Source organism: Pseudomonas sp. Irchel s3b6, from assembly GCF_900187415.1.
GTDB lineage: Bacteria > Pseudomonadota > Gammaproteobacteria > Pseudomonadales > Pseudomonadaceae > Aquipseudomonas.
On record NZ_FYDM01000016.1, the window covers coordinates 1 to 13,318 of the forward strand.

The 13,318-nt window shown below is 60.5% G+C and carries 13 protein-coding genes and 1 rRNA gene; 5 read left to right on the forward strand and 9 right to left on the reverse strand.

What is annotated here, in order from left to right; translation table 11 throughout:
- Positions 1-103: ribosomal RNA gene (gene rrf, locus CKW07_RS20840) — 5S ribosomal RNA — on the forward strand; the annotation flags it as partial.
- A gap of 84 nt (positions 104-187) precedes the next feature.
- On the opposite strand, the gene CKW07_RS20845 is transcribed toward rrf, so the two are convergent.
- Entirely contained in the window at positions 188-553 is a 366-nt protein-coding gene (locus CKW07_RS20845) for a DUF2784 domain-containing protein (protein WP_095146832.1), read from the reverse strand.
- Positions 554-715: 162 nt separating this feature from the next.
- On the opposite strand from CKW07_RS20845, the gene CKW07_RS20850 reads away from it, so the two are divergent.
- Complete coding sequence (locus CKW07_RS20850) at positions 716-1,837, forward strand: hypothetical protein (RefSeq protein WP_176465353.1); 1,122 nt, start codon at positions 716-718, stop codon at positions 1,835-1,837.
- A 9-nt stretch (positions 1,838-1,846) separates the two neighbouring features.
- On the opposite strand, the gene CKW07_RS20855 is transcribed toward CKW07_RS20850, so the two are convergent.
- The 6 genes from CKW07_RS20855 to CKW07_RS20880 form a co-directional block, all read right to left on the reverse strand.
- The gene (locus CKW07_RS20855; protein WP_095146833.1) at positions 1,847-2,401 is read right to left on the reverse strand and encodes a membrane integrity-associated transporter subunit PqiC; all 555 of its coding nucleotides are present in this window, start codon (positions 2,399-2,401) and stop codon (positions 1,847-1,849) included.
- Between the two features lie 16 nt (positions 2,402-2,417).
- On the reverse strand, positions 2,418-4,073 hold the full coding sequence (locus CKW07_RS20860) for an intermembrane transport protein PqiB (protein WP_095146834.1): 1,656 nt from the start codon (positions 4,071-4,073) through the stop codon (positions 2,418-2,420).
- The gene (locus CKW07_RS20865) at positions 4,054-4,698 is read right to left on the reverse strand and encodes a paraquat-inducible protein A (RefSeq protein ID WP_095146835.1); all 645 of its coding nucleotides are present in this window, start codon (positions 4,696-4,698) and stop codon (positions 4,054-4,056) included. The genes CKW07_RS20860 and CKW07_RS20865 overlap by 20 nt, the downstream gene beginning before the upstream one ends.
- Positions 4,695-5,291: a paraquat-inducible protein A gene (locus tag CKW07_RS20870; protein WP_095146836.1), complete on the reverse strand. Its 597-nt coding sequence runs from the start codon at positions 5,289-5,291 to the stop codon at positions 4,695-4,697. Before CKW07_RS20870 ends, CKW07_RS20865 begins: the two co-directional genes overlap by 4 nt.
- Before the next feature lie 195 nt (positions 5,292-5,486).
- The gene (locus CKW07_RS20875; protein WP_095146837.1) at positions 5,487-5,927 is read right to left on the reverse strand and encodes a CBS domain-containing protein; all 441 of its coding nucleotides are present in this window, start codon (positions 5,925-5,927) and stop codon (positions 5,487-5,489) included.
- Between the two features lie 200 nt (positions 5,928-6,127).
- The gene (locus CKW07_RS20880; protein ID WP_095146838.1) at positions 6,128-6,457 is read right to left on the reverse strand and encodes a hypothetical protein; all 330 of its coding nucleotides are present in this window, start codon (positions 6,455-6,457) and stop codon (positions 6,128-6,130) included.
- Positions 6,458-7,059: 602 nt separating this feature from the next.
- Between CKW07_RS20880 and CKW07_RS20885 the strand changes: the two genes are divergently transcribed.
- On the forward strand, positions 7,060-9,423 hold the full coding sequence (locus CKW07_RS20885) for a DNA polymerase II (RefSeq protein ID WP_176465356.1): 2,364 nt from the start codon (positions 7,060-7,062) through the stop codon (positions 9,421-9,423).
- 3 nt (positions 9,424-9,426) lie between these two features.
- On the opposite strand, the gene CKW07_RS20890 is transcribed toward CKW07_RS20885, so the two are convergent.
- Positions 9,427-10,248 (reverse strand): aldo/keto reductase, encoded by an 822-nt coding sequence (locus CKW07_RS20890; protein ID WP_095146839.1) that lies wholly within the window; start codon positions 10,246-10,248, stop codon positions 9,427-9,429.
- 184 nt (positions 10,249-10,432) lie between these two features.
- Between CKW07_RS20890 and CKW07_RS20895 the strand changes: the two genes are divergently transcribed.
- The gene (locus CKW07_RS20895) at positions 10,433-11,191 is read left to right on the forward strand and encodes a DUF2092 domain-containing protein (RefSeq protein WP_095146840.1); all 759 of its coding nucleotides are present in this window, start codon (positions 10,433-10,435) and stop codon (positions 11,189-11,191) included.
- Between the two features lie 12 nt (positions 11,192-11,203).
- Positions 11,204-12,007, forward strand: a complete 804-nt coding sequence (locus CKW07_RS25495; RefSeq protein ID WP_176465354.1) for a hypothetical protein — start codon at positions 11,204-11,206, stop codon at positions 12,005-12,007.
- Between the two features lie 166 nt (positions 12,008-12,173).
- Here CKW07_RS25495 and CKW07_RS20905 read toward each other — a convergent pair whose 3' ends face one another.
- Entirely contained in the window at positions 12,174-13,271 is a 1,098-nt protein-coding gene (locus CKW07_RS20905; RefSeq protein WP_095146841.1) for a polyamine ABC transporter substrate-binding protein, read from the reverse strand.
- Positions 13,272-13,318 lie beyond the last annotated feature (47 nt).

A 13,318-nucleotide genomic window follows, 5' to 3' on the forward strand; every position in this document is an offset into this window, starting at 1 on the left:
GAGCATTGGAACCACCTGATCCCATCCCGAACTCAGCAGTGAAACGATGCATCGCCGATGGTAGTGTGGGGTTTCCCCATGTGAGAGTAGGTCATCGTCAAGATTAAATTCCGAAACCCCTATCTGCATCTGCAGGTAGGGGTTTTGTTTTTGTGCGCGAAAGAGTGGCGATTCTCTAGCCGGCTGCTTACGTCTGCTTCCACTGCCTGATCAGGAGTCCATAGACAATCAGGTTGACCAACAGCACAAAGGCCCCCAACCCCAGTTGGATTTCCAGCGTCAGCCCGGCGGGGTATATCAGCGGCCAGACGTAATGCTCGATGAAGCTATCGCTGTAGCCGGCCTGCCCGGCGTTGTGGCGCATGAGGTTCTCCCAATGGGTCAACGGGCAGTTCCAGTGGAAGATTTCGACCAGGGTGCCCCAGACGGCCGCGGGCAAATGGCACCAGATCACTTGGCGCCATTTGAAGGCCAGCAGTGCGCCCAACAGCACGAACGCAATGAATAGTAAATGCATCAGCATCAGCCCATCGGCCGCTATTCGGTAAAACATGGGGCCTGCCTCCTTTGAACGGGGGGGAGCACCTCGCTCGGCATCCCGCCTGAGCCGGTCTTGCACCACCTATACTCAAAATACCGCCATCACAAGTCTCAGCGGCCCCAAACCGATCGAGGCGTGACGACGGCTGTCCTGTTATTACCGGGGACTGCGATCTTGAGTCTGCGTTTCCTGTGCCTGGCCTTGTTACTGATCCTGCTGCTGTTGCTGGCGGGATGCTCCACGGTGCGTCGCTCTGAGCCGACGGCGCCCATCGTGATCACGGAAGCGACCTGGTTACAGATTGACCGGGATATAGACAGCGCTTCATTGTCCTCCAGGGAGGCGGTCAGGGATTACACCCGCAAAGCCATGGGGCGCTGGCGTGAGCAAGTGTTCCGCCGTACCGAAACCGACTTCATTCCCTGGTTTACCGGCTACTGGACCCAACAGTGGCTGGGCGTGAAGGTGGGCTGGTACAGGATGAGCGCCAAGGGCGAGACGGATTCGCCGGTCAATCGACTGACGGTCTACCTGCAGGAACAGTACCACGAGCGTGTGCTGGATCCCGTCTCCAGGGTGACCGATCCGAACGTGATCATGGGCGATGCCGTGAGGTTGTACCTGCAGATGCTCAGCGCTCATATGGCCGAGATACAGGAGCAGTATGCAGTCCCCCAGGATCAATTCGACCGTAGGCTCAGCCAAGTCCCGGCCATCACCCTGGCGCCTCCTCCCGCACGCAATGCTTCGCTCTATCAGATCATTCATACTGAACCGGTCACTCGATTGCCCGCTTACACGGCGCTTGTCGAACAGGTCCGCAGTTCCAACAGCGGTGCCGGGGCAGGGCTGTCGGATGCCGGGATTTCTTCGGTGGCCAAGCGTGCAAGCGAACGGCTCGAAGCCCAGATTGCTACTCGCAGCGTCGCCAGCGCGGTGGCGGCAGCCGTCGGCCGGGTTGCCGGGGCGGTAATTTCCGTGGTCTCCCTGGGCATCGGTGCCATGTCGAATGAAAGTGATCGGCCGATCGCACAAGCGCAAATGCGCCAAAGCCTGAGCGCGGCATTCGACAAGGCATGGCTGGGCTTGATGGAGAACGAGGCGAACGGTGTGATGGCCGGGGTCAACTACATTTCCGGGCAAATCCAGCAAGGTCTTGTCGCCAACCTGTCGGTCATGCCGCAGCCTGTGCGCACCCGGCCTAACGAACCGGCCCTTCAGCGTGAACAACGCAGCGACGTTTACCAGCCAGTGCCGACTGATCAGGCCCAGCCGGCCTCAGGTTTCGCTCAATAATCGCGACGCTTACCGTGCCCCGGGGCAGCGTCCGCCGGCCGCGGCCTGGCTGATCGCGGCGGCCAGGCCTTTCACGTTCTTCTGATGTGCCAACACCAGATCGTCGATAGTTGCGCCTGATGGGGTCTGAACCGTGGTCCGGCAGTTGAGGAACGTACTGGTATCGTCTGAGTCGAGGTTTCGCAAACGCCACTGCGCGTCGACCAGGGCATAGTGCCCGGGAATCGAGTCGAAGCGTTGCACATCGACACGCAAGGACATTCTGCTGACATTGCTTGTGCCAGACAGTTGATCGGCGAGGGCGCTTTGCAGCTCTTCCGCCAGACTTGCTCCCCACCATTCGGTTTCCAGGACGGCCAGGCCACTGTTGCCCTGGCGGATGACGATCTGTGTGCGGTCGACCTGCGCCGGCACGCTGACCTGCTCGAACTGGATGCTGGCCGCACTGCGGGTTGCCGATGCCGGCTGGGCCGGAATCAAAGTGTGGTAATGCACCGGGTCGCTGCTGCAGGCTGCCAACATCAGCAGCGCACCGACCAACCCAACTCTCAACGACAAAGACATGGACGCACTCCTGTGGTCAGCGGTTCGAAGACGGTTGCAGGTTTGGCGGCGTGGCGTCTTTTTGACGTCCGCGCAGCAAGGATTCCGGATGCCGGCCCAGGTAGTCCGACAATTCGCGTAGAGAGCGTGACATGCGTCCGAGTTCTTCCAGGGTCTGGGTCAACTGTTCGCGCTGCGGAGAGTCTTCGGCGAGGGTCGAGTTGGCCGATTGCAGCGTCTTGCTCACCTCCTGCAAGGTGTTCTCCACTCCCGGCAAAGTCTGGGTGCTGAACTGTTTGATGCCTTTACGCATTTCCGTGAGGTTGCCATCCAGGTTGTTGGCGATGCGCTCGATCGGCAGCTTGTTGATCTTGTCGACCATCGCCTGCAATTGCTCCTGCAGCAGTTCCAGGCTGGCCGGCACGGTTGGAATCATCACGGGACGAGCATTGAGGTCGAAGGCAACTTTTGGCGCCTTGGGGAAGAATTCCAGGGCGATGTACAACTGCCCGGTCAACAAGTTGCCGCTACGGGCCTGGGCGCGCAGGCCATTGTCGACAAAGGTGCCCATGAGTCGTACCGATGCGGCTTCGTCGTCAGGGTTATGCTCCAGCGCCTTGAGCATCTTCAGATGGGCTTGCCCCAAACGTTTGGGATAGATCACGATGCCGACATTAATCGGGAACGTGCGGGCTTTTTCGTCGAAATCCAGGTTTATCGCCACCACTTTGCCAATTTCCAGCCCCTGGAACTCGACGGGCGCATCCACCTTCAAACCGCGCAAGGCCTGATCGAAACGCAGGACGAGGAACTGCGGCTTGCCATTGGGCGGGGCGAGGGCGGTCGCCTGGTCCTCGAACAGCTCATAGTTCCGATTTTCTGCGGCGCTCTTGTCACCGGGGCTGTAGTTCGGGGCGCGGAAGGCAATGCCGCCGAGCAACATGGCTGACAGCGACTCGGTCTTGACTGCAAAGCCGTCGGCCCCGACATTGATGTCGATGCCGCTGGCATTCCAGAATCGGGTGTTTTCGGTGACATGCACGTCGTTCGGTGAATTGACGAAGATTTCGATGTTCACGCCATTGCCGTCGGCGTCCAGTGCATAGGCAACCACCTGGCCCACCGGGATCTTGCGGTAGTAGACGGCCGAACCGATGTCCAGCGACCCGAGGTCCTGGGCATGCAGCATGAAGCGCTTGCCGGGTTCGCCATAGGTAATGGTCGGAGGGGCTTCGAGCCCGGTGAAGACCCGGGCGCGGGCATCGGATTGCCCCGCGTCGGCACCAATGAAGTCACCTGAAAGCAAGGTGTCGATCCCGGACACCCCGCCCGCGCCAATGCGCGGTCGTACGACCCAGAACTTGGAGTCCTCGCGGGTGAAGGATTCGGCCTGTTTCGACAGTTTTACCGTGGCGTTGACGCTCTTCTGGTCATCGCTCAACGCCACATCGGAGACATGGCCGATCACCACGTTGCGGTATTTGACCTCGGTCTTGTTTGCCGTCAGGCCTTGGCCGGTCTTGAAATTGAGGGTGATCACCGGCCCTTGTTGCATCAGGTTGTGCACCACCAGGGAGAGCCCGACCAGCACCGCAACGATGGGCACGATCCACACCAGGGAAACGCTCCAGCGGCGGGTCTTGACGTTGGCTTTGCCGGGCTGCGGCTGCCCCTCAGTGGCTTTCGATTCCATCCATGACCTCCTCGGATTGTGGGTTGTCCCAGATCAGGCGCGGGTCGAAACTCATCGCCGAGAGCATGGTGAACACCACCACCATGCCAAAAAACAGAATGCCAGGTCGCGGCTCGATATCACCCAATGCCTGGAACTTCACCAGGGCGGCGACCAGCGCAACCACAATGACGTCGAGCATCGACCAGTAGCCGATCAGCTCGACGAAACGATACAGCTGAGAACGTTCCTTGCGGGCCCAGAGGCTGCCCCGCTGGGCGGTCACCAGCAGCAGCGTGAGGGCGACAAACTTGATGCCGGGTACCGCGATACTGGCAATGAAAATAATCAGGGCGATGTCCCAGGCGCCATGCTCCCAGAATTCCAGCACGCCACCGATGATGGTGCTGTCGGAACCACTGCCGAACATGCTGGTGTTCATCACTGGCAGCAGGTTGGCCGGGATGTAAAACACCAGTGCCGCGACCAGGAACGCCCAGGTGCGGGGCAGGGAGTTGCTCTTGCGCCTATGCAGGGGCGCTCCGCAGCGCTCGCACACAGGGGGCTGGTCGGTCATGTCGCAGGCCAGGCCGCAGCTGTGGCACAGGCAAAGGTTGAGATCGCGGGCTTCGGGCGGGCTATTCATAGGCAGTCCCACAGTTCACGAACGTCATGTCCGGCGATGCGGATCAGCAACAGGCTCAACACTGCCAGGGCAAACAGGCCGATGCCGGGGATCACGTCCAGCAACCCGGCCAGTTTGAATACAGCCACCATGGCCCCCAGCAGGCAGACTTCCAGCATGCTCCAGGGCCGCAAGCTCTCCAGCCAGCGCATGCACAGCTTGAACGCCGGTGCGCGCCTGGATGTCAGCGCGAAACTCAGCACCCAGATCAGCAACAGCAGTTGGAACACGGGCGCGATGATGATGGAAATGGCCGCGACCAGGGCGATGAAGGTAATCGGGCCGTCACTCAGGGCCACCACCGAATCCCAGAGGGTGGCACTGTTTTTCAGACCTTTGAGGCTGATGCTCATCACCGGGTAGAAATTGGCGAACATCCACAGCACGGACGCGGTCAGGGTCAATGCCAGGCGTTGTTGCAGGGTCATCCCGTTGTAGCGCTGGAGCACCCCGCCGCAGCGTTGGCACAGGGCGGTCTGGTGTTTGGCGAGCACGGCTTTTTCATACACGGCATCGCAATGCTCGCAAATGATCAGGTGGTCGTTGCTGGCCATGGTTCACACTCAAGAAAAAAGCCGGACGTGTCAGGGGGTTAACTGAATATAGAAGCGCCTTGAGATAGAGCAAATATAAAGTTCAGTGCACAACAATAGAGGCGTGTGTTTACCGTTTCGGTACACTGAAACGAAATACTGCGCACGACCGAAACCGGCGGCACGCAGCGACGCGATTGGGCGCAGGGGCGAAAGCTACTCGCCGCGAATGTACTGTTCCAGCTGGCGGATCAGTTCGGCCTGCTCGGCAATGGCTTCCTTGACCAGATCGCCAATGGACAGCAACCCCAGCAATTGGCCGTTTTCAACCACGGGCAAGTGACGCAGGTGTTTGTCGGTCATGATGCTCATGCAGGTTTCGACGGTCTGATGGGAATCCACGGTGATCACCGGTGAGTTCATGATCTCACTGACTGGGGTGCCCACCGAGGAGCGGCCCTTGAGCACCAGCTTGCGCGCATAGTCACGTTCGCTGATCACGCCGACTATCTTGCCGTCGTCCATTACCGGCAGCGCGCCTACGTTCTTCGCGGCCATCACCATCAACGCTTCCAGCACCATTTGATGAGACTTGATGGTGTGGACCTCCTGATTGTGACTGGCTTTTAACTTGAGCAGTTGCGCGACGGTCTTCATGGAGGTCTCTCCGCTGTTGTCTGTGTTAGAGGACGGCCTATACAGAATCGTAGACGCAGGCTAATGGAGCAAGGGGGCAAAGCGGCATTTACACAATCTAAATGCGTCATCGGCTGCGTTCGGGGCGCCTGCGGCTGGAAAGCACAGACAAAAAAGCCGCTGATAACCGGTTCAGGCTATCAGCGGCAGTGCAAGGCAACTTAGCAGTAGCGGTCGATCACGCTGACGTCTGGCCGGGACTGCAGGTTCTGCCATTCCTGAGTCAGGGTGGCCAGTACGCGGCCGACGAAATCTTTGTCCGCGGCGGCTTTCTTGCCAACATAACCCTGGCCGCGACGGTACATCTTCAGTCGGGCACGCAAGTCACGCTTGTTCTGTTCGAACTCGGCTTCATGGGCATGGGGCGACAGGCAGTCGATATGCACCTGGCCAGATTCGGCAATCCACAGGATATGGCTGTCATGGCTGTCTTTGTGCGCGGCGAACATACGAGCCAGTTCATCAATAGTCGGTTGTTTGTTCAGATTCATGTTAAAGCCCCTTGACCAATGTTTGATCTGTCTAGTTGATTCGCTAATTCACTTCTCTACTTCGGTAAGTTGATATCTGGTACCGAAACCAGGGCGACAGTGGTTGTCTGCCGAATATCGGCAGGGCCTTGAGCAGGATGCATGTAGTCTTGCCGAGAAACTGCTACGTACTGGCGTCACAACGGGGAGAAGCAGCGATTACCTGGATGTTGTTGCCCGATACAAACCTGCTCGGTCACAAGCCATCTTGAAGAGTATTCGCCAGCGCTTCCGGTCCTGCAGGGACGTTCATGCCGGGTCAGTTTCATCAATCTGCCTTGTGGGCAGTACACATCCGGGAGCAGCTCGGCGGTCAGTCGAGCCTTTTCACAACACTTTTGCCTACGCTCCCGATCGGGGAGACGTCCGCATCATGCAAGGGGAAAAACAACTCGTCAACGGTTTTGTAGTGAAAAATTTCATTCACTACAAAAATAATCCCGGCACCGAACCGGAGCGGTTTAACCTTGTCCTACAATCGCTTGCGTGACTCAGGTAAAGGCAGCCCTGAACATCGATGGCGGGTAGAATCGAAGGTTCAGATCATCTTCGAGGTTGCAGTGGTGGACTTACAGCAGGGCTTCGTCTTGACTCGGCATTGGCGCGATACCCCGGCCGGCACGCAAGTCGAGTTCTGGTTGGCGACCGATGCCGGTCCACGGCTGGTGCGCTTGCCCGCGCAGCCGTCGGTGGCGTTCATTCCCGAGCAGTACCGCGAGCGGACCCTGGAGCTGGCGCGCGGCGAGCAGGGTGTCGAGTTGCGGCCGCTCGGGTTGCAGGATTTCCAGCACCGGCCAGTGTTCGGCCTGTATTGCCAGCAACATCGCCAGCTCATGCACCTGGAATCGGTACTGCGCAGGGCCGGCGTGGAGGTCTTCGAGGCGGACATTCGTCCACCCGAGCGTTACCTGATGGAGCGCTTCATCACCGCCCCCGTGTCATTCACTGGAACGCCTGACGCCAGCGGCCTGTTGCTCGATGCCCAGCTCAAGCCGGCCCCGGATTATCGGCCGCGCTTGAAGTTGGTCTCGCTGGATATCGAAACCACCGAACAGGGCGAGTTGTATTCGATCGCCCTGGAGGGTTGCGGTCAGCGCCAGGTGTACATGCTCGGAGCGCCAAACGGTGACGCCACCCAGGTGGACTTTGCCCTGGAGTATTGCGACTCCCGAACCCTGCTGCTGAAACAGCTCAACGCCTGGTTTGCCCGGCACGATCCCGACGCCATCATCGGCTGGAACCTCGTGCAGTTCGACCTGCGCGTCTTGCACGAGCATGCCCGGCGCCTGGCGGTGCCGTTGCGCCTGGGACGCGGTGGCGAGGAAATGCAGTGGCGCGAACACGGTTCGGGCAATAACCACTTCTTTGCCGCGGCAGCGGGACGTCTGATCATCGATGGCATCGAGTCCTTGCGTTCGGCGACCTGGAGCTTTCCTTCGTTCAGCCTGGAAAACGTCGCGCAGACGCTGCTGGGAGAGGGCAAGTCGATCGACAACCCGTACCAGCGCATGGATGAAATCAACCGCATGTTCGCCGAGGACAAGCCGGCCCTGGCGCGCTACAACCTCAAGGACTGCGAGTTGGTGACGCGGATCTTCGACAAGACCGAGCTGCTGACCTTCCTGCTGGAGCGCGCCAGCGTCACCGGGTTGCCGGCCGACCGTAGCGGCGGCTCGGTGGCCGCGTTCACCCACCTCTATATGCCGTTGATGCATCGCCAGGGTTTTGTCGCGCCGAACCAGGGCGAGCGGCCGCCCCAGGCCAGTCCCGGCGGCTTTGTCATGGATTCGCAACCCGGTTTGTACGAGTCGGTGCTGGTGCTCGATTACAAGAGCCTGTACCCGTCGATCATCCGCACCTTTCTGATTGACCCGGTGGGGTTGGTCGAAGGCTTGCGTCACCCCGACGACAGTGAGTCGGTGCCGGGCTTTCGGGGGGCGCGCTTCTCGCGTACCCGGAACTGCCTGCCGGCGATTGTCGCCCGGGTCGCCGAGGGTCGGGAGGCGGCCAAGCGCGAACACAACGCGCCCTTGTCCCAGGCCTTGAAAATCATCATGAATGCCTTCTATGGCGTGCTGGGCTCCAGTGGTTGCCGGTTCTTCGATACGCGCCTGGCGTCTTCGATCACCCTGCGCGGGCATGAAATCATGCAGCGCACCCGGCAATTGATCGAAGCCCAGGGCCATACGGTGATCTATGGCGACACCGACTCCACCTTCGTCTGGCTACGGCGCGCCCATGGCCAGGAAGAAGCGGCGCAGATTGGCCGCTCGCTGGTGGCCTACGTCAACCAGTGGTGGCGTGAGCATCTGTTGAGCGAGTTCGGCTTGCACAGCGTGCTGGAACTACAATACGAAACCCATTTCCGACGCTTTCTGATGCCGACCATCCGTGGCGCGGAGGAGGGCAGCAAGAAGCGCTATGCAGGCCTGGTGACCCGTGCCGATGGCACCGACGAGATGGTCTACAAGGGCCTTGAAAGCGTGCGCACCGACTGGTCGCCGCTGGCCCGACAGTTTCAGCAAGAGCTCTACCTGCGGATTTTCCATCGGCGGCCGTATCAGGACTATGTGCGCGAGTTTGTGCGGGCGACGCTGGCGGGTGAGCACGATGAGTTACTGATCTATTGCAAGCGCCTGCGCCGGCCGCTGGACGACTATCAGCGCAACGTGCCGCCCCATGTCCGTGCCGCGCGCATCGCCGACGAGTACAACGACCGGCAACACCGGCCGCGCCAGTACCAGCGCGGCGGCTGGATCAGTTACGTGATCACGGTCGCGGGGCCCGAACCCCTGGAGACCCGCAGCGCACCGATTGACTACGACCACTACATCAGCCGTCAGCTGCAACCGGTGGCTGACGCGATCCTGCCGTTTGTCGACGACGACTTCAGTACCCTGATCGGTGGCCAACTGGGCTTGTTCTAAGCCTCAGACCATCGCCAGCCGCTGCTTGCGGGTGGGCGCCGCGAAGGCCAGGTCCAGTGCCTGGAAGTCCGCTGGGTCGAGTTGCAACGCGCCAGCGGCGGCATTCAACCGCACGTGTTCGGGGCGGACCGCTTTGGGGATGGCGATCACGCCCTCCTGAGACAGCAACCAGGCCAGCGAGACTTGCGCCGGGGTGACGCGATGACGTGTGGCGATCGCCTTGAGTGTCGGCTCGGCCAACAGGTTGCCGGCCTGGGCAATCGGGCAATACGCCATCAACGGCATGCGCTGCTGCTGGCACCAGGGCAGCAGATCAAACTCGATACCGCGCTCTTCAAGGTTGTAGAGCACCTGATTGGTCGCGCAGTCGGTGGAGGGCAGCTCGCCCATGTCCGCGACATCGAAATTGGACACGCCCCAGCGGCCGATCTTGCCATCTTCACGCAAGCGCTCGAAGGCCTCGACGGTTTCCTCAAGGGGATACTGACCCCGCCAGTGCAGCAGATACAAGTCGATGTAGTCGGTGCCCAAGCGCCTCAGGCTGCGCTCACAGGCTTGGGGAATACCCCTGCGGCTGGCGTTATGCGGGTAGACCTTGCTCACCAGGAATACCTGGTCACGTACACCGGCAATGGCTTGGCCCACCACCTCCTCGGCACCGCCTTCGGCATACATTTCGGCGGTGTCGATCAGGGTCATGCCCAGGTCGATGCCGGTACGCAAGGCATCGATTTCGCGCCTGCGCTGGTGCCGGTCTTCGCCCATGCGCCAGGTGCCCTGGCCGATGACGGGGACCGATACGCCGGCCAGTTCAAGTGTTCGCATGACCATCTCCAGGTTGTATGGGCGCGAGCGGCCGATCCGGGTCCGAGTGCTCGCGATGGACGCTAACGATAGCCCAGTTCAGGCACAAAATTGACGAACCTGCGAAAGCGTCCTTTCATTGAACTGTCCTGCCGTTCACCGGAACGGCGGCCGCGCATGCAGCGCGCCACTCGGGAGTGTGATGATGAAGCGTCAAGCACGAGCCTTCTGCCTGTTGATCGCAACCATGACCCTTGGCGCGCAGGCTGAGGACGCGCCCCCGGCGGACGATTCCGCGCCTCCCCTGAACCCCCACGTAATCGACAAACTCATTGATGTAGGGGACTACCTGCGCAGCCTGCCCAAATTCGAGGTCAACGCCGAGGTCACGCGCGATACCGTGCTGGACTCCGGGCAGAAAATCCAGACTGGCTCGCGAACCACGCTGAAGGTGGCGGGGCATGACCGCCTGTACGCCAAGGCCGATGGCGACACGCAAACCCGGGAGTTCTTCTACGACGGCAAGCACCTGACACAGTACTCGCCCTATCTGAAGTACTACACCACCGTGGATGCACCGGCCACTGTCAGCGAAACCCTGCACAAGATCGAGCAGCACTACGGTATCCAGGTGCCGACGGAAGACCTGTTCCTCCTGGGCCGCGACCAGGCGCAAATCGACGCACTCAAGAGTGCGATCTATGTCGGGCCCTCCTACATCAAGGGCACGTTGTGCGATCATCTGGCGTTCCGCCAGGCGGGTGTCGACTGGCAGCTGTGGATCACCCGTGCCGACAAACCCTTGCCCTGCAAGCTGGTGATCACCACCACCGACGTGGCGAGCTTTCCGGAGTACAGCGCGGTCTACAGCTGGAACCTTACCCCGAAGATCACCCCCTCGGCGTTCACCTTTACGCCGCGCAAGGGTGATGTCGCCATCCCCTTGAAGAAAGCCAGCCAATAGGGGGGCAGGATCATGTTCAGAATTCCTCCATACGCGGTTCTGATGTCTCTGCTGGCGACCGCAATGCTGACCGTCGGTGTCGCTGAACTGGTCGACGCCCGTCAACTGCGCGCCCAGGGCGGTGCCCGGTCGTCGGTCAACCGGGCGCCGCCGGCGCACGCCCCGCGAGCCCAGCGAGCCCACACCAGCCAACGGCTCAATACCAGTCAACGGATCAATACCAACCAGGGTGTTCGCGCCAAACAGCGGATCAACCCCAACCCGCAGCTCAGCAGCGGCCAGAGGGTCAGCACCCCGAGGGCCAAGACCGCCCAGCGCACCAACACCAACCAGCGGGCCAGTACCGGCCAGAGAGCCAACACCGATCAGCGGCTCAGCACCGCCCAGCGCGACGAGGCCAAACAACGTATCGATCAGGCCAATGTGGGGAATCAGGTCAACTCAGGCAACCGTGTGAATGCCGGCAACAACGTCGGTAACCGGGTGCGGGTCGACAACAGTGAACGCAACGTCAACAAGACTCGCGATGTGAATATCGATAGCGAGGGGCACGGCGATTACGATGACGACGATTATGATCACGATTATGACGATGACGATGATTACGACCATCCGCTCGCCATGGCCGCAGCCATCACGGCTACGGTCGTGGTCACCGCGGCGGTGGTGGGTTCGGTCATGCGCCCGTCGGAAATGCCCAGCGACTGTGTGCAGGTGACGCGCAACAACACGGCGTACATGCAATGCGGATCGACCTGGTTCCAGCCACAGTACCAGGGCAGTAATGTGAGCTACGTGGTGGTCAACGCGCCATGAGCGATGCCGGAAAAAAGGCGTCCTGGGGGGGAATGCGGGCACTCACCCCTGGACGCCTGAATCACCATGACCGAGGGAGCCTGGTGAGGCCGTTCGTGATGCCGCGGCGGTGGTAAGGCGCCCTGTGAACGGTGTTGCAGACTGCGCCCCCGACGGGCGCAGTGGGTTACTTGCCGAGCTTGACCCGGGTCCAGCCGCGGGTCACCACTCGTTGGGTCGCGATGGGCATGTCCGGGATGGCGTACAACGTGGCCATCACGGCCTGGGGCGGGTACGAACCCGGGTCGTCGCGGATCGCTTCATCCACCAGTGGCGTCGCCGCAGCGTTGGCGTTGCTGTAGCCGACGTTGTTGGTGATCTCGGCCATGATGTCCGGGCGCATCAGGAAGTTCATGAACAGGTAGGCGTTGTCGACATTGGTCGCATCGTGCGGGATGGCGACCATGTCATAGAAACTGCCGGCGCCTTCTTTGGGGATGCTGTAGTCGACCTTCACCTTGTTGCCGGCTTCCCTGGCCCGGGCCTTGGCTTGCAGCACGTCGCCGGAGTAACCGACCGCGACGCAGATGTTGCCGTTGGCCAGGTCCGAGATGTACTTGGACGAGTGGAAGTAGGCCACTGACGGGCGAATCTTCATGAACAGCGCTTCGGCCTCGGCGATCTGCTGCCTGTCCCGGGTGTTCACCGGGTAGCCCAGGTAGTGCAGGGCGGCCGGCAGCATTTCGGTGGGCGAATCGAGGAAGCTGATGCCGCAGGCTTTCAGCTTGGCCGCGTTTTCCGGTTTGAACAGCAGGTCCCAGGAGTTGGTAGGGGCATTGCTACCCAGTACTTCCTTGACCTTGTCCGGGTTAAAGCCAATGCCAATCGAACCCCACATGTAGGGGAACGCGTGGCCGTTGTCCGGATCGCTGGCCGAGGCGTTCTTGAGCAGCACCGGGTTGAGGTTTTTCCAGTTGGGCAGCTTGGACTTGTCCAGCGTCTGGTAGACGCCGGCCTTGATCTGCTTGGCCAGGAAACTGTTGGACGGCACCACGATGTCGTAACCCGATTTACCGGCCAGCAGGCGGGCTTCCAGGGTTTCATTGCTGTCGAATACATCGTAGGTCACGTTGATCCCGGTCTCGTCTTCGAACTTCTTGACGGTGTCCGGGGCGATGTAGTCGGACCAGTTGTAGACGCGCAGAACCTTGTCATTGGCCTGGGCGCCCGTGGTGATTGCGCCCAATAAGGACAGTGTCAGCAGAGTCCTGCCAAACATTTTCATCGGTACAACTCCATTTTCTTTTTATACAAATGACGTAAAGCGTTTGA